Source organism: Samsonia erythrinae, from assembly GCF_004342665.1.
Lineage (GTDB): Bacteria > Pseudomonadota > Gammaproteobacteria > Enterobacterales > Enterobacteriaceae > Samsonia > Samsonia erythrinae.
On sequence record NZ_SMBY01000002.1, the window covers coordinates 292,912 to 313,393 of the forward strand.

Annotated in this window: 19 protein-coding genes and 1 tRNA gene; 9 read left to right on the forward strand and 11 right to left on the reverse strand. The window is 47.8% G+C overall.

The features are described from left to right. Positions 1–31: 31 nt before the first annotated feature. From pgmB to EDC54_RS05735, 5 genes are all read right to left on the reverse strand, one after another. A complete protein-coding gene (gene pgmB / locus EDC54_RS05715) occupies positions 32–727 on the reverse strand; it encodes a beta-phosphoglucomutase (RefSeq protein WP_132454153.1) in 696 nt (231 codons plus the stop codon). After that, positions 727–3,447: a glycoside hydrolase family 65 protein gene (locus EDC54_RS05720; RefSeq protein WP_132454155.1), complete on the reverse strand. Its 2,721-nt coding sequence runs from the start codon at positions 3,445–3,447 to the stop codon at positions 727–729. The genes pgmB and EDC54_RS05720 overlap by 1 nt, the downstream gene beginning before the upstream one ends. Positions 3,448–3,472: 25 nt before the next feature. After that, positions 3,473–4,897 carry a PTS trehalose transporter subunit IIBC gene (gene treB / locus EDC54_RS05725; RefSeq protein ID WP_132454157.1) on the reverse strand — a complete coding sequence of 475 codons (1,425 nt, stop codon included), beginning with the start codon at positions 4,895–4,897 and terminating at the stop codon, positions 3,473–3,475. 130 nt (positions 4,898–5,027) lie between these two features. Next, positions 5,028–6,008, reverse strand: coding sequence for a trehalose operon repressor TreR (treR, locus tag EDC54_RS05730; protein WP_165904280.1), 981 nt, complete (start codon positions 6,006–6,008; stop codon positions 5,028–5,030). Positions 6,009–6,437: 429 nt separating this feature from the next. After that, a tRNA-Ile gene (locus EDC54_RS05735) sits at positions 6,438–6,513 on the reverse strand. Positions 6,514–6,653: 140 nt separating this feature from the next. On the opposite strand from EDC54_RS05735, the gene mug reads away from it, so the two are divergent. Beyond that, the gene (gene mug, locus EDC54_RS05740) at positions 6,654–7,157 is read left to right on the forward strand and encodes a G/U mismatch-specific DNA glycosylase (protein WP_132454448.1); all 504 of its coding nucleotides are present in this window, start codon (positions 6,654–6,656) and stop codon (positions 7,155–7,157) included. A 77-nt stretch (positions 7,158–7,234) separates the two neighbouring features. On the opposite strand, the gene rpoD is transcribed toward mug, so the two are convergent. From rpoD to rpsU, 3 genes are all read right to left on the reverse strand, one after another. Further along, positions 7,235–9,118, reverse strand: a complete 1,884-nt coding sequence (gene rpoD, locus EDC54_RS05745) for an RNA polymerase sigma factor RpoD (protein ID WP_132454159.1) — start codon at positions 9,116–9,118, stop codon at positions 7,235–7,237. 109 nt (positions 9,119–9,227) lie between these two features. Continuing rightward, the gene (gene dnaG / locus EDC54_RS05750) at positions 9,228–10,982 is read right to left on the reverse strand and encodes a DNA primase (RefSeq protein ID WP_132454161.1); all 1,755 of its coding nucleotides are present in this window, start codon (positions 10,980–10,982) and stop codon (positions 9,228–9,230) included. Positions 10,983–11,133: 151 nt separating this feature from the next. Continuing rightward, on the reverse strand, positions 11,134–11,349 hold the full coding sequence (rpsU, locus tag EDC54_RS05755) for a 30S ribosomal protein S21 (protein ID WP_001144069.1): 216 nt from the start codon (positions 11,347–11,349) through the stop codon (positions 11,134–11,136). Positions 11,350–11,576: 227 nt separating this feature from the next. Here rpsU and tsaD point away from each other — a divergent pair, with 227 nt between their 5' ends. Continuing rightward, entirely contained in the window at positions 11,577–12,596 is a 1,020-nt protein-coding gene (tsaD, locus tag EDC54_RS05760) for a tRNA (adenosine(37)-N6)-threonylcarbamoyltransferase complex transferase subunit TsaD (RefSeq protein ID WP_132454163.1), read from the forward strand. 68 nt (positions 12,597–12,664) lie between these two features. Here tsaD and argR read toward each other — a convergent pair whose 3' ends face one another. Continuing rightward, the gene (argR, locus tag EDC54_RS05765) at positions 12,665–13,135 is read right to left on the reverse strand and encodes a transcriptional regulator ArgR (protein WP_132454165.1); all 471 of its coding nucleotides are present in this window, start codon (positions 13,133–13,135) and stop codon (positions 12,665–12,667) included. 471 nt (positions 13,136–13,606) lie between these two features. Here argR and mdh point away from each other — a divergent pair, with 471 nt between their 5' ends. Further along, positions 13,607–14,545, forward strand: coding sequence for a malate dehydrogenase (gene mdh, locus EDC54_RS05770; RefSeq protein WP_132454167.1), 939 nt, complete (start codon positions 13,607–13,609; stop codon positions 14,543–14,545). Positions 14,546–14,606: 61 nt separating this feature from the next. On the opposite strand, the gene EDC54_RS05775 is transcribed toward mdh, so the two are convergent. Next, positions 14,607–14,870 carry a helix-turn-helix domain-containing protein gene (locus EDC54_RS05775; protein ID WP_132454169.1) on the reverse strand — a complete coding sequence of 88 codons (264 nt, stop codon included), beginning with the start codon at positions 14,868–14,870 and terminating at the stop codon, positions 14,607–14,609. A gap of 187 nt (positions 14,871–15,057) precedes the next feature. Between EDC54_RS05775 and EDC54_RS05780 the strand changes: the two genes are divergently transcribed. Continuing rightward, positions 15,058–15,444, forward strand: coding sequence for a DNA-binding protein (locus EDC54_RS05780; protein ID WP_132454171.1), 387 nt, complete (start codon positions 15,058–15,060; stop codon positions 15,442–15,444). A gap of 248 nt (positions 15,445–15,692) precedes the next feature. Next, entirely contained in the window at positions 15,693–16,067 is a 375-nt protein-coding gene (locus tag EDC54_RS05785; RefSeq protein ID WP_132454173.1) for a DNA-binding protein, read from the forward strand. An 80-nt stretch (positions 16,068–16,147) separates the two neighbouring features. Here the strand turns inward: EDC54_RS05785 and ispB are convergent, their stop codons facing one another. Further along, entirely contained in the window at positions 16,148–17,119 is a 972-nt protein-coding gene (gene ispB / locus EDC54_RS05790; protein WP_132454175.1) for an octaprenyl diphosphate synthase, read from the reverse strand. A 256-nt stretch (positions 17,120–17,375) separates the two neighbouring features. Between ispB and rplU the strand changes: the two genes are divergently transcribed. The 4 genes from rplU (at position 17,376) to cgtA (ending at position 20,439) form a co-directional block, all read left to right on the forward strand. Continuing rightward, positions 17,376–17,687 carry a 50S ribosomal protein L21 gene (gene rplU, locus EDC54_RS05795; RefSeq protein WP_132454177.1) on the forward strand — a complete coding sequence of 104 codons (312 nt, stop codon included), beginning with the start codon at positions 17,376–17,378 and terminating at the stop codon, positions 17,685–17,687. Positions 17,688–17,704: 17 nt separating this feature from the next. Continuing rightward, a complete protein-coding gene (rpmA, locus tag EDC54_RS05800) occupies positions 17,705–17,962 on the forward strand; it encodes a 50S ribosomal protein L27 (protein WP_132454179.1) in 258 nt (85 codons plus the stop codon). 88 nt (positions 17,963–18,050) lie between these two features. Next, positions 18,051–19,013, forward strand: coding sequence for a DMT family transporter (locus tag EDC54_RS05805; RefSeq protein WP_132454450.1), 963 nt, complete (start codon positions 18,051–18,053; stop codon positions 19,011–19,013). A gap of 253 nt (positions 19,014–19,266) precedes the next feature. Then, positions 19,267–20,439: an Obg family GTPase CgtA gene (gene cgtA, locus EDC54_RS05810; RefSeq protein WP_132454181.1), complete on the forward strand. Its 1,173-nt coding sequence runs from the start codon at positions 19,267–19,269 to the stop codon at positions 20,437–20,439. Positions 20,440–20,482 lie beyond the last annotated feature (43 nt).

The following is a 20,482-nucleotide window of genomic DNA, read 5'->3' on the forward strand; positions in this document are numbered from 1 at the left end:
TCTTCGTTAAGGTAGTGTCACCAATAAAGGATTACGTCTGGTTATGCAGGCTAGCATCAGTTTTTTTATTCTTTTTCCGTTCTAACAATATTTCAGGGGTAATGTTATCTAGTGAGGGTAAAACAAGATCCGCACCGATAAGACTTTCCTGATTCACAGCAATACCCACTGAAAATATTTTGGCCTTATTCAACGCGATAATACCTGCTTGTGCATCCTCAAAGCCCACCGCGTGCTGAGGTTCGATATCGATGAATTTCGCTGCCTTTAAAAAAATCTCAGGGTCGGGCTTCCCTTTGCTTAACGTGTCTGGATCAACAATATGTTGAAAGAAATCGATAATTTTTAGTTTCTCTAATATGAATTTTGCGTTCTTTGATGCGGAAGCAACGGCACATGGAATACCTAGGTTTTTTGCCGATTTAATAAACGGGAGTACGCCGGGAAGAATGTCATTCTCAGTGAGATTGTTGAGTAAGTTGACGTAGTACTCGTTTTTTTCACTCGCTAATTTTTCTTTTTCATGATTACTGAATTCACCCAGTTTCCCACCATGTTCAAGGATCCGCTCCAGCGATTGTTTACGGCTGATTCCTTTTAATGTTTCATTAAATTTTTCATCGATATCTATACCAATCTTATTGGATAAATATTGCCATGCGATAAAGTGATAATGTGCGGTATCGACAATCACGCCATCTAAATCGAAGATAAAACCGTTCTTCATTATTGCTGTCCTTCATTATAGTTATAAGAGAAGTTCTCCCCAGACCTAACTGAATAGGTTCTGTTATTAATCTCTATCTGCGTATCGTCGCTGACAGAAATAGTGATGGTTTTACGCGAGATGGAAAAATAATACTGGATTCCGGAATGTTGTAAGTTAAAACGAACAGCTTCCCATTTATCAGGAAGTGAAGGCGTAATACGCAAATAGGTATGACGAATGTCAACGCCTGCATAAGCCATTATTGTCGTATTTAACGTAGCGGCCATAACACCGGTATGGATGCCCTCTGCCGTGGTGCCACTTTGTATATCCTGGTAATCTGAATACAGCGCTTCTCGGTAAAGTTTCCACGATAAATCAGGCAAATTGATGTCATTGGCGAGTTGAGCATGCACAATACGCGATAACGTGGAACCATGAGAGGTTCGTGACAAATAATAATTCAAATTCCTTATTGCATAGTCTTTACTAAGATGGTATCCCATATTTTTTAATATTTCAGTTACATTATCTTCTGAAAAATTATTAAATATCATCAAGGCATCAGCTTGTTTCGCAACTTTATATTGATCTGCACTTTTCCCTTCCGCTCGCAATATCCTATCCATGCGGTAAATATTCTGGTATTTTTTTCTATAATAATCCCAATTGATTTCTTTTAAATCAAAGTACCCATCGAATTGTGAAATAATGTGATCTTCAATAATCAGCGATAGGTTTTTCCCGACGTGATTAATTTCGATCCAAAATTTTTTATTGATATTAATTTTGCTGTTGATTTTTTCGATGATGTGCTCGTCGAAATGTTGACATAATTCATCTAATTTAGAAAATAGCCATGATACCATCAGATTCGTATAGGCATTATCTTTAAGTCCACCCGTTTCACTCCCTACAGTATGTTCGTGAAATTCGTCCGGTCCCATTACGCCGCTAATAGAATAGCGTTGGGTGGTTTCATTCCATTGGGATTTACTTAACCAGAAACGGGCAATTTCTAGAAGCATCTCTATCCCATAGGATACCATGAATGCGTTATCTTTGGTATTTATCCAATACAACCAAATGTTATAGGCAATGGCTAATGAGACATGCCGCTGTAAACGGCTATAATCCGGGTCCCACTGACCATTAAGTGGATTAAGGTGAACCATTTGTGTTTGTTCACTACCATCATGGCCTGATTGCCACGGGAACATTGCACCCTGATAACCTTCCTCTTTTGCCGCATGGCGCGCCATGGGAAGACGGTTATACCGGTACATCAGTAACTGGCGTGCGGTTTGAGGGAAATGCATGATATAGAAAGGTAAGATGAAAATTTCATCCCAGAAAATATGCCCTCTGTAGGCTTCGCCGTGTAATCCTCTCGCCGTTACTGACACATCAAGCTGGTATTTTTCATTGCTGAAAGGTGAGCAGGAGCAAATTAAATGATAAGTATGTAAACGTAGGAGTTTTTGAGACATTAAATCGCCATCAACAGCGATATCCGCTTTCTGCCACAACGTTCCCCACGCGGCTTCGCTGGATTTCAATTGAGTCGCAAAATCAACCAATACAGATTCGTCTGCAATATGCCAATCAGTGGGAAACACGGTTGAGAGTTGAATGTTGACACTTTTTTCAAACCGATACGTTTTTCCTTGAATCACCGGGCATGTGATCGATTGAATAACTTTATTCGGTTCTTCCTGAATGTGAATATCGTCTTCCGTAAAGAAGTCCCCACATATTGTTGAGGAGAGCCCTATTCCGATTTCTGATTGTAATGTTTTAGCATTTAAATAAGCTTTTTTTCCTAAAACTCTACGTGATAATACTTGATAGTGATGTGATGTGAGGCTGCGATAACGAGCTACCCCGTAATTATACGTTTCCCCATCAATCTGTGTGCTGATGGTGATATCGCTGTCAAAATTAAGTGGCGTGAAGCAGTACTCAATAGCGAAACGGGTAGGGTGTGACATATCCGCCAGCATTCGACTGCGGATTTGAATTTGACGTTGTCTATCATCTTCCACTAACCAGTTTTGTTCCAGCACACCATTTTTAAGAGAAAGATTGCGATAAAGGGCAATATTTTTACTTGTGTCAGGCGTGAGCCAATCGTCATCACCAATTTTAATTCGGATCGCGCGCGCGTCCGGCACATTGACAAAATCCTCGTTGGTCACCGTGTGGTCAGCAACATTTGATTGGGCCTGGTTATAACAGCCTGCGAGGTAAGTCGCAGGATACGTCGCATCATTGACCTGCATATCAGGCATTGCGCCACGTACACCTAAATAACCATTTGCTACGGTTAATAGTGATTCAACGGCATACTCTTTTTTTCCAGCGCTAAATCCGCAGTAATCTATTCCCCAAGTGAATGCATCATATTGCTGTTCAAAAGCGGCTTTCAGACTATCAGGAGAGAGCGTGTTTGCATCCTGCTTGGTGATAAAAGGCGCATTAAAAATTTCTGAAAGTTCCTTTTCTAAATTAATGACCTCTTGTTCGGCTAGCGCCACACAAAATAGCGGATAATGTGGTAATTTCACGCCTCCGATTACCCCTCCTTTTACCAGAGGGAAATCAGTTTTTATCATCCTTAATATGTCTAAACATTCTTCAATTGATGAGTTACGCCATTCCAAAGTATAATGGTGTTTAATGTCGTTTAAAGAAGCATCAAGTCCATTTTTATTTACTAATATAGCGAGATAACGCATGCTAAACTCTTTTGAATAACAGAAATTAACGAGAAGTTACCAGAGTGCCTTTTCGCTGCTGATAACGATAAACAAGCATTGTTAATAAGATAGGAATCACGATGGCGACAATCATGGCTACAAGATAAATACCCCAGAATGTCGGTTGAATAGAAAGAATACCGGGGATCCCTCCAACACCAATCCCGTTAGAAAGTACACGCGCATAGCCACAAATGAGTCCCGCCAGGGCAGCGCCGATCATCGCGCACAGCATAGGGAAGCGATAATTTAAGTTGACGCCATACATGGCCGGTTCTGTTACGCCCAAGTAAGCGGAAATGGCGGCAGGTATCGTGATTTCGCGTTCATTGCGTTTTTTACTTATCAGTATGATGCCGACAACCGCAGAGGCCTGTGCGATGTTCGAGAGTGCAATGATTGGCCAGATCGGCGTTCCCCCGACGTTTTGCGTCAGTTGCATGTCAATTGCCAGGGTTGTGTGATGCAAACCTGTGATGACTAAAGGCGAGTAGAAAAAGCCAAAGATCATTGAGCCGATGGGGGCGAAATCGCCCAGCATTAAATAACGGACCCCATCAGAAATGCCATTACCAATCAGGCGGCCAAGTGGCCCAAGCACGGCATGAGCAACGACAACGGAAACCAAAAGGGTAATGACGGGTACAATAACCAACGTGAGGTAACCAGGAATATATTTACGTAATCTAACTTCAAACCACCCCAAAAATAGCCCCGCTAAAATTGAAGGAATAACCTGGGCCTGATAGCCTATTTTTTGAATTGAAAATATGCCGAAATCCCAGGTCTCAGGAATTTGGCTTCCTATACCGTAGGCATTCATTAATTGCGGTGAAACGAGCGTAATGCCTAATACGATACCGAGTATGGGTGATCCGTCCATTTTTTTTACGGTGGACCAACAGATGGCAACGGGCAAGAAATGAAAAATCGCTTCGCACGGCAACCATAAAAAGTTATAGATTGGTTGAAGCCAGGGGTGTATGGAAACGAGTGTTTTATCATCATATATCGGCATTTCGCCAATAACATTACGTAGACCGAGTAATAAACCACCACAAATTAATGCCGGTAATAAAGGGACAAATATTTCAGCTAAACTGGCGATTAACCGTTCCCAGAACTTCATGTTTTGTTTTGCAGCAAGTTTTGCCTCTTCTTTACTGGTCTCGGTTATTTTTATTTTTTCTATTAATTTTTTATAGTAAACATCTACATCTGTTCCGATTATTACCTGAAATTGTCCCGCGTTATTAAAGCATCCTTTTACGATTGGGATTTTTTTAATGCCTTCAATATCTGCCACTTCAGGTTTATTTAAAACAAAACGTAAACGAGTTAAACAGTGAGATACGGTACTAATATTTTCTTTACCACCGATTAATTTAATTAGCTGATCTATCACATCAAAGTTTATGACTTTATTCATGTGCTTTGTCTCTGGTTTCACTATCTTTTTTGTAAAGATACGTTGAGACTTTTTTAAGCTCAATGGGAACGTTCCCAAACATTGACCAATATCACATAAATTTCATTAATGTTTTTATTTTTCAATTATATCAAGGGGATGTGATTATGTGGGTTTTTGGTGAAAAGTTATCGTTAATAATGTTAATTAATAAACGCGCAGAAAGCTCACCGCTTTCACGAAAACCTAGTCGACAGGTTTTTGTGTCAGGAAATAAAAATGTCAGCAAGTCATTTCGACCAATGCAAGCAACGAAAACATCCTTAATTCCTTGAGTTTTTATATATTTTTGTACCCCAAACGCCAGGGAGTCAGTCGCGCATAAAATGGCTTGAGGGCGTTTGGAAACCACCTTTTGTGCAAGTTGGTAACCGCTCTGATAATTGAGCGCGCCTAACTCGGCATTGATGGTTAACTGATACTGTTGGCAATACTCCTCGTAAGCCTTAAAACGTAATAATCCTGTTGTTTCATCTTTCAAATCAATTCCTACGTAACCAATCTCATTGAAGCTTTTTTCTTGATGCAAAAATTCCATTAAATGTTTAACGGTGCCAGTATCATCGTTACAAACGCAGGTGTAACCGTCAAATGAACGGGCAATAACGACGATACGTTGTTGCCATGATGCTAATTGTTCACTGGTGATCCCCGTGAATGCGAATAGGATGACGCCATCGATCTTACGACGTTTCAGCATTGTTAAATGTTCATCAACTTTTTCTGGGTTGAACTGACTTTCCAGAATTATGGGGTCGATACCGTTCGCGTATAAAAGGGGGAGAATGGCTCTGACCGTTTGGTTTTCTGCATAGGAGTCAAGACGGGTTACGATGATGCCAAAGGTTCGGCTCGTCAATCCACGCATCGCTCTGGCTGATTTTGACGGCGTAAATTGATACTGTTCTATTACCGCAAGCACTTTTTGGCGTGTCACTTCGTTAACTTTTTGATCGTTATTTATTACACGGGAAACTGTCGACTTTCCTACATTGCAAAGTGCGGCTATGTCTTTTATTGTCAATTTATGCACGATCGCTGTGTTCCAATACGATAAGTCTTTAAGACTCATGATGTTAATATAGTTGTTCATACATAACAATCGCAGGTCCGCTGCACTGTTGTGCTTTAGAAGTTACGATATGAACGCCTGTGAGTCCCAATACTTAGGGACGAATGGCTAAGCCTTTTTCCTTGGCTTCACGTACTTGGATCCGGTGGCGACGCTGGTAGTCAGTACGGTAATAGCGAGCTCGATATCATTTTCACTGAAATAACCTTGAATCTAAGCTGGATTGGTACTGAGAACCTGCATGTCACCAAAGAACAGCCATTCACGGTTTAACTCAGCGTTTCCAGCAGCACATCTTTCGGATCGCAGGCCATAGGATAGCGTACTGCGCCGAGCAACATGTTGCCGATTTTGGCATCCGGGATAATATCGTGCGAGGGGGAAAGATAAAAAAAGAGCCACGCGATTAACGTAACTCCTTGATAGATTTGGTGGCCCCTGTTGGGTTTGAACCAACGACCAATCGATTATGAGTCGACTGCTCTAACCACTGAGCTAAGGGGCCGAACGGGCGACGATTATACGGTAATGTGCGGGGGGAGGTCCATAGGTTATCTGTCGGGTGATGGTTTTCTACTCAGGATAGTTTGTTGTTATTGTTATCAGAATTTACGATGGGCGTAGTTAATGGCGCTAGAGGAAGACATGATCACCGATATTCTGGCAAAGCATCTTCAGGTTGTGTTCTGTGCCATTAATCCCGGTCTGTCGACGGCTCACCACGGTTACCATTTCGCTAACCCCAATAATCGCTTCTGGAAAGTGATTCATCTGGCGGGCTTTACCGAGCGTTTACTGACGCCGGCGGAAGAACAGCATTTGCTGGATACCGGGTGCGGCATTACCATGCTGGTCGAGCGGCCAACGGTCGAAGCAACGGCGCTGAAACGAGATGAACTGCGGCATGGCGGGAGTGCGGTTATTGAAAAGATGGCTCGTTACCAACCACGGGCACTGGCCGTGTTGGGAAAGCAGGCGTTCAGTCAGGCGTTCGGGGTGAAAAACGTTGAATGGGGACGTCAGGCGCAGCATATTGGCGAGACGCAGGTTTGGGTTCTTCCCAATCCAAGCGGGCTGAACAGGGCGACGCTGGCGTCTCTGGTGGCATCATATCAGGCGCTGTATCAGGCGTTGCAGGCGCATGAATAATATCGGTCTGTGCGTCTTGATAAAAAATAGCCCCGGCGAACCGGGGCTATTGCACGCGAGATTTTCAACGGAATAAATTAATCATCCAGGAAGCTGCGCAGCACTTCGGAACGGCTTGGGTGGCGCAGTTTACGCAGCGCTTTCGCTTCAATCTGACGAATACGTTCGCGCGTAACGTCAAACTGTTTGCCGACTTCTTCCAGCGTATGATCGGTGTTCATATCGATACCGAAACGCATACGCAGGACTTTCGCTTCACGCGCGGTTAAGCCCGCCAGTACGTCGTGTGTCGCAGAGCGCAGGCTTTCCGACGTGGCGGAATCCAACGGCAGCTCCAGCGTCGTATCTTCGATGAAATCGCCCAGATGGGAATCTTCATCATCACCAATCGGGGTTTCCATGGAGATCGGCTCTTTCGCGATCTTCAACACCTTACGGATCTTATCTTCCGGCATGAGCATACGTTCAGCCAGCTCTTCCGGCGTCGGCTCGCGCCCCATTTCCTGCAACATCTGACGAGAGATACGGTTAAGTTTATTGATCGTCTCAATCATGTGTACCGGAATACGGATGGTACGCGCCTGATCGGCGATAGAACGGGTAATCGCCTGACGGATCCACCAGGTCGCATAGGTCGAGAATTTGTAGCCGCGGCGATATTCAAACTTATCTACCGCTTTCATCAGACCAATGTTGCCTTCCTGAATCAGATCGAGGAACTGCAAACCCCGGTTGGTATATTTCTTCGCGATTGAAATGACCAGACGCAGGTTGGCTTCCACCATCTCTTTTTTGGCGCGGCGAGCTTTCGCTTCGCCAATCGACATACGGCGGTTGATGTCTTTAACCTGTTCGATCGTCAGACCGGTTTCTTCTTCAATCTGTTGCAGCTTTTGCAGGCTACGGATGACGTCTTCTTCCACATCATTCAGTTTTTCAGACCAGGGCTTGCCCATCGCCGCCGCTGCGGTAAACCAACTGTTATTGGTTTCATTGCCGGTAAACAGCGTGACGAAGTTTTTCTTCGGCATTTTGCACTGTTCAACGCACAATCTCATGATCAAACGTTCCTGGGTACGGACGCGGTCCATCATGGAGCGCATGCTGTTGACCAGAAAATCGAACTGTTTCGGCACCAGACGGAACTGTTTGAAAACCTCAGACAGATTCAGAATTTCCTGTGCCGCCAGCGCATGACTACGACCGTGGGCTTTAATGACCTGACGAGTCGTTTCATATTGTTGACGCAGTTCGGTGAATTTCTGGCGCGCCAGTTCAGGATCGATGCTGTTGTCGTCATCAGCATCGTCGCTGTCATCGTCGCTGTCGTCATCATCGTCCAGCTCTTCGCTGGAAAGCTCGGAGCCAACGTGCGTCGCGGTCGGTGCAACATCTTCTTCCGCGTTAGGATCGACAAAGCCAGTGATGAGATCGGACAGACGGCTTTCACCGGCTTCGACGCGATCGTACTGTTCCAGCAGATAAGTAATCGCTTCTGGATACTCGGCAACGGAGCACTGAACCTGGTTGATACCGTCTTCAATGCGCTTGGCGATATCGATCTCGCCTTCACGCGTCAACAGTTCGACGGTACCCATTTCACGCATATACATGCGAACAGGATCGGTTGTGCGGCCAATTTCCGATTCCACGCTGGATAGCACCTGTGCAGCAGCCTCTGCCGCATCTTCATCCGCGTCGTTGGTGTTTTCTGCCAGCAACAAATCGTCTGCATCCGGCGCTTCTTCCATCACCTGGATGCCCATGTCATTAATCATCTGGATGATATCTTCGATCTGATCCGAGTCGATGATATCTTCCGGCAGATGGTCATTGACCTCAGCATAGGTCAGGTAGCCTTGCTCCTTACCACGGGTGACAAGCAGTTTCAGCTGTGACTGCGGGTTTTGCTCCATAAGACGGTATCCACACTTCTGAGTATTTGGGTTGGTGTCGGTCAGCGTAGTTCGCTAACAATAGCATTAGGGAGATTTTTCTTATCGCCGCAGCCCCTGTAGCGGCTCTTTGCAAGGTTCGACCCTGCTATTTATCGGCAATTAAGCCTCTGTATCAGTGTCTTCTGGTCAATGCCAGTTGCAATGACCAAAGTTCTTTTTTCTCTTTGGCGCTGAGCCCGTGCGTTCTGTCACGAGCTATCAGGGTTTCCTGACGCTGCTTCAGCAACTGATCGTAGAGCTCTGTCAGGCTGATTCTGAATTTATCGTTCAGCTCTTCCTCTGCGATCATATGGTTCCATGCGGCCATGGTTTCAAGCTGCTTGCGATAGCTGCTGTCGCGGTATTTTTCCAACAGCAGGCCCATGTTCATTCCCGGGCTCTCGTTACAGGTTTTCACCAGCTCGCGAAATAGGGTTAGCCCCGGTACTTTGTCTTCTTCAATGCCTTCCAGCGCGAGATCGGGAACCTCAGCGGCCAACTCCGGGTTTTGCACTAAAAGCCCTATAAGTATACGCATAGTTGTGACTTTTAGTTGCGGTGGCTGATAGGGCTGCGCCTGTTCTGCCACTTTCGGCAAGAGTCTGTCCAACTGGCTGTCGTCCAAAATTCCCAGCTTGTTGCCAAGCTGTTGGCGTAAATACAGCCGCAGCGTTTCTCCCGGTACCTGACCAATCAGCGGCAACGCCAGCGTGCTGAGCTTGGTACGACCATCCGGTGAACTCATATCCACCTGCTGTTGCAGCGTCTCGAAAAGAAACTGCGACAGCGGCAGGGCCTGCTCCATACGCTGTTCAAATGCCGTTTTACCTTCTTTACGTACCAGCGTATCGGGATCTTCACCGTCCGGCAGGAACATAAAGCGTAGCTGACGACCATCGTTCAAATAGGGTAGCGCAGTTTCCAGCGCGCGCCATGCCGCTTCTCTTCCGGCGCGATCACCGTCATAACAACAGACGACCTGGTCTGTCGCACGAAATAGTAACTGAATGTGATCGGCGGTCGTGGATGTCCCAAGCGATGCGACCGCGTAATCAATACCAAACTGCGCCAGCGCCACCACATCCATATAACCTTCAACAACCAGTAACCGCTTGAGGTCTGAGTGATTCTGCTGCGCTTCATACAAGCCGTACAGCTGGCGGCCTTTATGGAAAATCTCTGTTTCCGGCGAATTCAGGTACTTTGGCGTACCGTCGCCTAACACTCGTCCGCCAAATGCAATCACCCGTCCCCGTTTATCGCGGATGGGGAACATCACACGTTCGCGGAAACGGTCATATGATCGACCCTGATCGTTAGTCACCAACATACCCGCATCGTTCAATGTGTTGCGATCGTCATCATTGCGACCAAAGCGTTTCAGGACGTTATCCCAGCCGGGGGGAGCGAAACCAATCGCAAAATGGCTGATAACGTCCGCGCTTAAACCACGCTGTTGCAGGTACTGCAATGCAGGCGCCCCGACTGACTGTGTCAGCGTTTGTTGATAAAACGTGCTGAGTTGCCCCATCAGTTCATACAGGCTCTGCCGCTGGTGACGCTCTAGCTGGGTTGGACCCGTGCCGGTTTCATAGGGCACTTCAAGGCCATACATGGTGGCGAGTTCTTCAATGGTTTCAACGAATTCGAGGCGATCGTAATTCATTAAAAAATCAATGGCGTTGCCATGTGCGCCACAGCCGAAACAGTGATAGAACTGTTTGTCCGCGTTAACAGTGAATGACGGGGTTTTTTCGTGGTGGAACGGACAGCACGCATGGTAATTCTTGCCCTGCTTTTTCAGTTTAACGCGCACGTCAATGAGTTCGACGATGTCGGTGCGAGCCAGCAGGTCATTAATAAATACACGTGGGATTCGTCCAGCCATAAGCCCCTGGTATACCCTTATTGTCAGGTGATTACATTGGTATAGCTTATAAACGACAACAAGCCGCGCTTCCTTTCGGAAAGCACGGCCTACGTATGCGACTGCTAAGTCTGCGGATTAATCACGCGATGGAGGAGATACCTCCAGAAAATTAATACAGACGAGTGCGGCGTGCGTTTTCTCGGGCCAGTTTCTTCGCGTGACGTTTCACTGCGGAAGCTTTAGCGCGCTTACGTTCGGTCGTTGGTTTTTCATAAAACTCACGACGACGAACTTCTGCCAGAACACCTGCTTTCTCACAGGAACGCTTGAAGCGACGCAAAGCTACGTCGAACGGCTCGTTTTCACGTACTTTAATTACCGGCATGTGCCTCTCACCTTAATAAATTCGGTTTGCCGCTGGCCTTGTGCCAGCCTTTTCAAAATGGTGCGGAATTCTACTGCAAACGCGACGCCTTTGTAAAGCTTTACGGTGATCATAAAACGCTCAGGTATCGCCAGCGCAGAAATCAGGCGGCTTATGGTAGACTATTCGCAGTTTGAAGCAAGCGGCGTGTCATGCCGGCTTGCATCGTCATGAATGTAGGAACAGTAATGCGCGTATTAGGTATCGAAACATCCTGTGATGAAACCGGTGTCGCTATCTACGACACAGAAGCAGGTTTGCTTGCCAATCAATTATACAGTCAGGTTAAATTGCACGCGGACTACGGCGGCGTCGTACCTGAACTCGCTTCACGCGACCACGTGCGCAAGACGGTGCCCTTGATTCAGGCCGCGCTGTGCGAAGCCAGGTTGAAGGCTGGCGAGATTGACGGCGTCGCCTACACCGCAGGGCCGGGATTGGTCGGCGCGCTGCTGGTCGGCGCGACTGTCGGGCGCTCGCTGGCGTTTGCCTGGGGGGTGCCGGCGGTTCCCGTACATCATATGGAAGGGCATCTGTTGGCGCCAATGCTGGAAGATAACCCACCAGCATTTCCCTTTGTGGCGCTGCTGGTCTCCGGCGGTCATACGCAGTTAATCAGCGTGACGGGGATTGGTGAATACCGCTTGCTGGGTGAGTCGATTGATGATGCGGCAGGGGAAGCATTTGATAAAACGGCCAAACTTCTGGGCCTGGATTATCCCGGGGGCCCGATGCTGTCGAGAATGGCGCAGGCGGGCGATGCCAACCGCTTTACGTTTCCACGTCCGATGACCGATCGCCCGGGGCTGGATTTCAGTTTCTCTGGGCTAAAAACGTTCGCCGCCAATACGATTCGCAGCAATGGCGATGATGACCAAACTCGGGCCGATATCGCTCGCGCGTTTGAAGATGCCGTGGTGGATACATTGGCCATCAAATGTCGGCGGGCGTTGGATGAAACGGGTTTTAAGCGGCTAGTGATGGCGGGCGGCGTGAGTGCGAACCGGACACTGCGCCAGCGTTTGGGCGAGGTGATGGCGAAGCGCGGCGGTGAAGTCTTTTATGCTCGACCGGCGTTCTGTACGGATAATGGCGCGATGATTGCCTATGCCGGCAGCGTACGCCTGAAGAACGAGGCAAGTACGACGCTTGGCGTCTCTGTACGGCCACGCTGGCCGCTGGCTGAATTGCCTGCGGTAGGCGCATGATGCGTTGCCGCTACGCGCGGGGCCACACGTAGCAAATAAAAGCATAGAGTAGAGGGACGTTGAGCGGGTTACAGTTCCTGCTCGAATAACACTAAAATGGCCTCGTAGAGCTGTTTAACGCTAAAGCCTCTTGCCGGGGTCGTAAAGATGGTGTCATCCCCCGCGATGGTACCGAGAATACCCTCGGATTTCCCGAGTGAGTCCAGCAGGCGAGCGATGAGCTGCGCTGCCCCCGGGCTGGTATGGATCACGACCACCGCCTCGTTGTAATCCACATCCAAAACAAGGTTTTTCAGCGGACTGGTCGTGGTGGGAACGCCGAGCTCGGCAGGAAGGCAATACACCATCTCCATTTTTGCATTGCGTGTGCGAACTGCGCCAAATTTCGTTAGCATACGCGACACCTTGGATTGGTTAATATTTTCAAACCCTTCGTCTTGCAATGCCTGAACAATTTCGCTTTGAGAACTAAACTTCTCTTCCTTTAGCAGCGCCCTGAACGCTTTAACGAGATCTTCTTGTTTTGTCGGGTTTCGCATTCTGCACCAGATTAATCGTTAATGGTTAATGTCCCTATTATGCAGTTGTGTGAATTTTTATGCAATTGGGTTGCGTATAATACCAATTTATTTGATCTGCACTCCGTGAGCCGCTGTTTTTTAAAAAAACGGCCTATTCATACTGTCCGAAAATGCGCCCTTCGTCACATAAAAGTAAATTGAATGTTATCAAAATGATGTTGTTTGGCCGTTGTCAATCAGTGTAATGTAGCGTACTGGTTAATCGCCCGTAAATGAATGCTGCGTTATCGCTCGATAGCTTATTAACTTTACTTACCATTACCTGAGAAGGGTGTTTTTTAATTTATTATTAGGGACATAGCACTCTTTGGTCTCAGCGTCTTTCGCGGGAAGGCAAGTTGACTCATTTTCTCTCGATTTTTTGTATTGCGTTTATAACCAGGTGAATTAACGGCACTTTTTCATTTTTAAGATAATAAGGAGTTTAGGATGAAAGTTGCAGTTCTCGGAGCAGCAGGTGGTATCGGTCAAGCCCTCGCACTCCTTCTTAAAACCCAGCTTCCTTCAGGTTCAGAACTATCCCTTTACGATATTGCGCCGGTCACCCCGGGCGTTGCCGTTGATCTGAGCCATATTCCTACCGCTGTGAAGATCAAAGGCTATAGCGGTGAAGATGCCAAACCGGCGTTGGCCGGTGCGGATATCGTCCTGATCTCCGCTGGCGTTGCGCGTAAGCCAGGTATGGATCGTTCCGATTTGTTTAACGTTAACGCCGGTATTGTGCGTAATCTGATTGAACAAGTCGCGGCGACTTGCCCGAAAGCCTGCATCGGCATCATCACCAACCCGGTGAACACGACCGTAGCCATTGCCGCCGAAGTGCTGAAAAAAGCCGGTATTTATGACAAAAATAAACTGTTTGGCGTAACGACGCTGGATATCATCCGTGCTAATACATTTGTTGCTGAACTGAAGGGTAAGCTGCCACAGGATATTAACGTGCCGGTTATTGGCGGGCACTCTGGCGTAACGATTCTGCCGCTGCTGTCGCAAGTGCCTGGGATTAGCTTTAGCGAACAGGAAGTGGCCGATCTGACCAAGCGTATCCAGAATGCGGGTACCGAAGTGGTTGAAGCGAAGGCGGGTGGCGGATCGGCGACGCTGTCTATGGGTCAGGCTGCCGCGCGCTTTGGTTTGTCTCTGGTTCGCGCGCTGCAAGGTGAAAGCGGCGTGGTGGAATGTGCCTATGTTGAAAGTGATGGCAAATATGCGCGTTTCTTCGCACAGCCGATTCTGCTGGGTAAAGAGGGTATTGCTGAGCGCAAAGAAATCGGAACGTTGAGCGCTTTTGAGCAAAACGCGCTAAACAATATGTTGGATACGTTGAAGCAGGATATTGAGCTGGGTGAGACATTTATCAAGAACTGATCGTTGTTTTTGATGGCACCTTGAATTAAAAGCCGGAGATGCGAATCTCCGGCTTTTACTTTTACTCGGGGCGGATGAGTTTTTTTCTATCAATAAGTTCGTTGGTTTCCGGGTCGTAATACCGACTGGGCCAAATCTCTGAAGGGTGAATGCCCAGCGCATCGGCGATCAGCCACTCTCCCTTAGGCCAGGGGCGTGAGAGTGCGTTAGCCAATGTGGACGAACTGAGTCCGGCAGCACGTGATACCGCCGCCAGCGTCGTGTTTTTCTTGCGCAGTGCAGCAATGATATCAGCAGGATGCCAGTCATGTTTCCTTAAAGTCATAATCCTTCCCTTATTTGCTATAAGACGACTGTATATTAGTGGTATAAATAACGGATGTTAGTTATATGCCGAGCTAACATGACATTATTATTTGGAAATAATATAGCATTAATTTTCTATAAAACTCTCGGTTAATTTCCAAATAAATGCGTTTTTGTTAGGGATGGCACTATCAGGATGAAAGGACATGAAAAAAGAGTGGTTTGCGACCAGCGAATTGGTTGGCGTCGGCGGCCTTCCGAAATCAAGACAGGGATTGAATAAGCGCGCTCGTGAAGATGGGTGGGAGAAACGTCGCCGTAAAGGTGTACAAGGGCGAGGGGTGGAGTACTCCATTCACAGCTTGCCTGATACGGTGAAAGAGTCCCTGCTTCATGACATTGAGCCGTCTGCCTATGCGGAAAAACAGCCCGCAGCATTGGCGGTTTGGATGCAGATTTACCATCAACTCTCTGAAAAGGAAAGGGATGAACTGATCGCCTATATTTTACGCGTCGGCGTTTCCGCAACGCTTAGCCAGCTAGGGATTACTCCGTCAGATGAAGGCAATGCCACATCGTTGGATATGGACTAGACACCCAGCCAGCGATCTTTCAGGCATCAATTGCTGTGATGGTACGGCGCCTCTATTTCCTCTATGACCTGGCGTGTTTTCTGGCCGTGATATCGTGGTATTGCATCAAATTTAATCATTTTTTATATTACTTAGCCGTATTGGTAACGCGTAAAAGTTAGCGGTTTAGGTAATTATAGTCTATTATATGGAAACTTTTGGGCGAGTTGATGTAACGCCTGTTCAAAACAAACAAGGGAGTGACAAGTATGGACAAAGAATGGTTTGCAACGAGTGAACTGGTCGGTGTGGGGGGATTACCCAAATCTCCGCAGGGGCTGAACAAACGAGCACGTGATGACGGCTGGGAAAAGCGCCGGAGGAAGGGCGTTCAGGGACGTGGCGTCGAATATTCTATTCGTAGCCTGCCGCATGAGGTTAGGAATTCTTTGCTGATGAGGGAGAATTCACCGACAGAATATTACCGTTTCGACAATGAACCGACGCTGTTGTCGTCATGGGTCCATATCTTCCATCAGCTCTCCGTTGATGAGCGTACCCGGTTGATTAACTTCATCTTACGTGAAGGAACGGTGGCGATGTTGTCTCGGTTGGATGATACCGCAAACGACCAGACCGCCTAGTCTGTTACGCGAGTAGCGCTGCCAGGCAGCGCTACTTATGCTGAATAGATTAACGTCTGAAATGACCGTCTCGCATCACTTCAGAAATTGCGTTGTACGGCTAAGTGGGCAAGCCCTTCGAGCGCTTGACGGAACGGGCTTTCCGGCAATATCTGCAATGCGCTGATGGCTTTATCAGCCTCTTCCTCGGCGCGCTTACGCGTATAGTCAAGGGAACCACATTGTTGCATCGCGGCAAGAACCGGCTCCAGCAAGTGACGTCCGTTTCCTTCTTCAATTGCCTTGCGAATCATTGCGCTTTCTTCCGCCTTACCGTGATGCATGGCATGTAGCAGCGGCAGTGTTGGCTTGCCTTCGTTAAGGTCATCCCCCGTGTTTTTGCCCAGGGTTTTGCCGTCCGCGCTGTAATCAAGCAGATCGTCAATAAGCTGGAACGCGGTGCCCAGATAGCGACCATAGTCCAGTAACGCTTTCTCTTGCTCCGGGGAGGCGCCGGCGAGGATGGCGGACGACTGCGCGGCGGCTTCAAACAGGCGCGCCGTTTTGCTATAAATGACGCGCATATAACTTTCTTCTGTGATGTCCGGGTCGTTGCAATTCATCAACTGTAGCACTTCCCCTTCCGCAATCACGTTGACGGCTTCTGACATTAGCGCCAACACGCGTAGCGATTCCAGACTGGTCATCATTTGGAAAGCGCGGGTGTAAATAAAATCGCCAACCAGCACGCTGGCCGCATTGCCGAACGCCGCGTTCGCCGTCGCTTTACCACGACGCATATCGGATTCATCCACCACATCATCGTGCAGCAGCGTGGCGGTGTGGATGAATTCAATGAGCGCGGCGACTTTGACATGTTTATCGCCTTCATAGGAAAGCGCTCTGGCTGAAAGCACGGCAATCATTGGCCGTATACGCTTTCCTCCACCGCTGATGATATAGTGCCCAAGCTGGTTGATCAGCACGACGTCGGAATTCAGTTGCTCAAGAATGACTTCATTAACGGCCGCCATGTCCTGTGCGGTTAATGCTGTAATTTGTTCTAGATTCATGATTTGTGCCAACGGATGTCTTCAACACTGCCGTAAGATTGCTGTTGCGTATCGGCAAGATGGAATTTATTGCGCCGATTGTACTTGAAAAATGAGAGAGATAAACGGCAGTTAATATGTTGTATTATTTTTCTTCACATCCTTTGATTATCCACTTGTCATCCTCAGGATTTTTGCGTAGAATTCGCGCCCTATTATGAATATTTATAGCGCGCTCTGAAAACTTATGTTGAGTGCGCGGAAAGCGGAGTTTTATATGTACGCAGTTTTCCAAAGTGGTGGTAAACAACACCGAGTAAGCGAAGGTCAAACCGTTCGCTTGGAAAAGCTGGACATCGCAACTGGTGAAGCCATCGAGTTTGACCAAGTTCTGATGGTTGCCAATGGTGAAGACATCAAAATCGGCGTTCCTTTCGTCGATGGCGGTAAGATCAAAGCTGAAGTTGTTGCTCATGGTCGTGGCGAAAAAGTGAAGATTGTTAAGTTCCGTCGCCGTAAACACTACCGTAAGCAAGCGGGCCATCGTCAGTGGTTCACTGACGTGAAAATCACCGGCATCAGCGCTTAATTTAGGAGAGCGGATAAATGGCACATAAAAAAGCTGGCGGTTCAACCCGTAACGGTCGTGATTCCAACGCACAACGTCTGGGCGTGAAACGCTTTGGCGGTGAAAGCGTTCTGGCTGGCAACATCATCGTTCGTCAACGCGGCACCAAGTTTCATGCCGGTACTAACGTTGGCTGCGGGAAAGACCACACTCTGTTTGCTTTGGCTGACGGTAAAGTTCAGTTTGAAGTTAAAGGCCCGAAAAATCGTAAGTACATCAGCATTGTTGCTGAATAATTTTTCGCATTAGGTCTTACGGATTTAAGCCCCGCAATCTTTGCGGGGCTTTTTACATTCTGATTCTGAGTAAACCATCTTGATGAGTATGAATACTAAACAGCAGACGGGCATTGGTCTTTGTCTGGCGCTGACAACGGCTGTGTGCTGGGGAGCCCTGCCGATAGCGATGAAACAGGTTCTGGTGGTTATGGAGCCTTATACGATTGTTTGGTATCGCTTTTTTATCGCTTCAATTGGTCTCGGCATAATTTTGTCTTTCCGTAAGAATTTACCACCAATGCGGATTTTCCGGCATCGCCGCTGGTGGGTTCTGCTGCTGGTTGCGACCGCTGGGCTGCTGGGTAATTTTGTTTTCTTTAGCTCCTCCCTGCAATATCTCAGCCCGACGGCTTCTCAGGTTATTGGGCAGCTCTCACCGGTTGGCATGATGTTCGCCAGCGTACTTATCCTGAAAGAAAAGATGCGCGGCACGCAGATCATCGGCGCGATCATGCTGATCTGCGGCCTGCTGCTGTTTTTTAATACCAGCCTGATAGAGATTTTCACCCGCCTGACGGACTATACGCTCGGCGTGCTGCTGGGCGTTTGCGCATCAATGGTGTGGGTAAGCTATGGTGTGGCGCAAAAGGTGTTATTACGACGACTGACATCGCAGCAGATTCTATTTTTGCTGTATGTGCTCTGCGTGATTTTTATTACGCCTTTTGCCAAGCCGGAAGTTCTCTTCCAGCTTAACGGCTGGCAGGTCGTTTGCCTGCTATTTTGCGGTGCGAATACATTAATCGGGTATGGAGCGCTTGCGGAAGCCATGGCGCGCTGGCAGGCGGCCCAGGTCAGCGCGATTATCACGCTGACGCCGTTGTTTACGCTGCTATTTTCTGATTTATTGGCATTCGGATGGCCGGGCTTTTTTGATACGCCGGTATTGAACTGGGTCGGCTACGTTGGGGCGTTTGTCGTGGTGGCCGGAGCAATGTTTTCCGCCATCGGGCATCGTTTTTTCCCAGGAAAGAAAGCGCCATTACCGCCATTGGCAGGGCAAAAATAGTTCAGAAGAACAGGTTGTTCGCGTAATCTTTTAACATTCTGTGTGCGCTGTTTATTTTTAATACAGATGAAATTATTGGCGCAGGCAGGTACAATCCGCTCCTTTGCGGCAATATGTTCTGGTGCGTCGGCCATTTTCAACGGTGAGTAGAAACACGCTACATGCCTTAAAATCAAAGTGTTACGCCGAAGACAATGAATAACAAGCCTAAAACACGTAGATATTTTCTATGGGTTTTTTGCGGAGAGAATCAATGAAGTTTGTAGATGAAGCCACAATTCTCGTTGTGGCGGGCGATGGCGGTAACGGCTGTGTCAGTTTCCGTCGCGAAAAGTATATTCCCAACGGCGGCCCTGACGGCGGTGACGGCGGTGACGGCGGCGACGTTTATCTGCTGGCTGACGAAAACCTGAATACGTTGATCGACTACCGTTTTGAAAAATCTTTCCGCGCTGAACGTGGGCAAAATGGCCAAAGCCGTGATTGCACAGGGAAACGTGGCAAAGATATTACCATCAAAGTGCCGGTGGGGACCCGTGTTTTGGATCAGGGAACCGGCGAAGTGCTGGGCGATATGACGCGTCATCAGCAAAGCCTGATGGTGGCGAAAGGTGGCTGGCATGGTTTAGGTAATTCACGGTTTAAGTCGTCCGTCAACCGAGCCCCCCGTCAAAAAACCAATGGTACGAAGGGCGAAGAGCGTGAATTGACGCTGGAACTGTTGCTGCTGGCTGACGTGGGCATGCTTGGTCTGCCGAATGCAGGTAAATCGACATTCATTCGTGCGGTATCCGCAGCGAAACCTAAGGTTGCGGACTATCCGTTTACCACGTTGGTGCCGAGTCTGGGCGTGGTTCGTATGGATCACGAGCAGAGCTTCGTGGTGGCGGATATCCCCGGTTTGATCGAAGGGGCATCTGAAGGCGCGGGCTTGGGCATTCGTTTCCTGAAGCATCTGGAGCGCTGTCGGGTGTTGCTGCATCTGGTTGATTTGGCACCGATTGATGAATCGGATCCGATTGAGAATGCCAGAGTCATTATTAATGAACTGGAGCAGTATGGTGCAGGTTTGGCTGAGAAACCGCGCTGGCTGGTTTTCAACAAAGTTGACTTGATCGACAAAGCTGAAGCGGAAAAACGTGCCAAAGATATCGCAACTGCGCTTGGCTGGGATGATAAATATTATCTGATTTCTGCCGCGAACCGTGAAGGCGTCAACCCACTTTGCTGGGACGTGATGAACTTCCTGAAAGCCAATCCGAAAGTGACGGCGATTGCTGAAAGTGCACCGGAAAAAGTTGAATTCATGTGGGATGATTATCACCGCGAACAGCTGGCTGAAATAGAAAAAGAAGCCGAAGAAGAGTGGGATGATGACTGGGACGATGAAGATGATGAAGGCGTTGAGATCATCTATCAAAAGTAGTTCGTTCTTCTGCTAGTTAATTCTCGCCTATTGCGGCCTTATC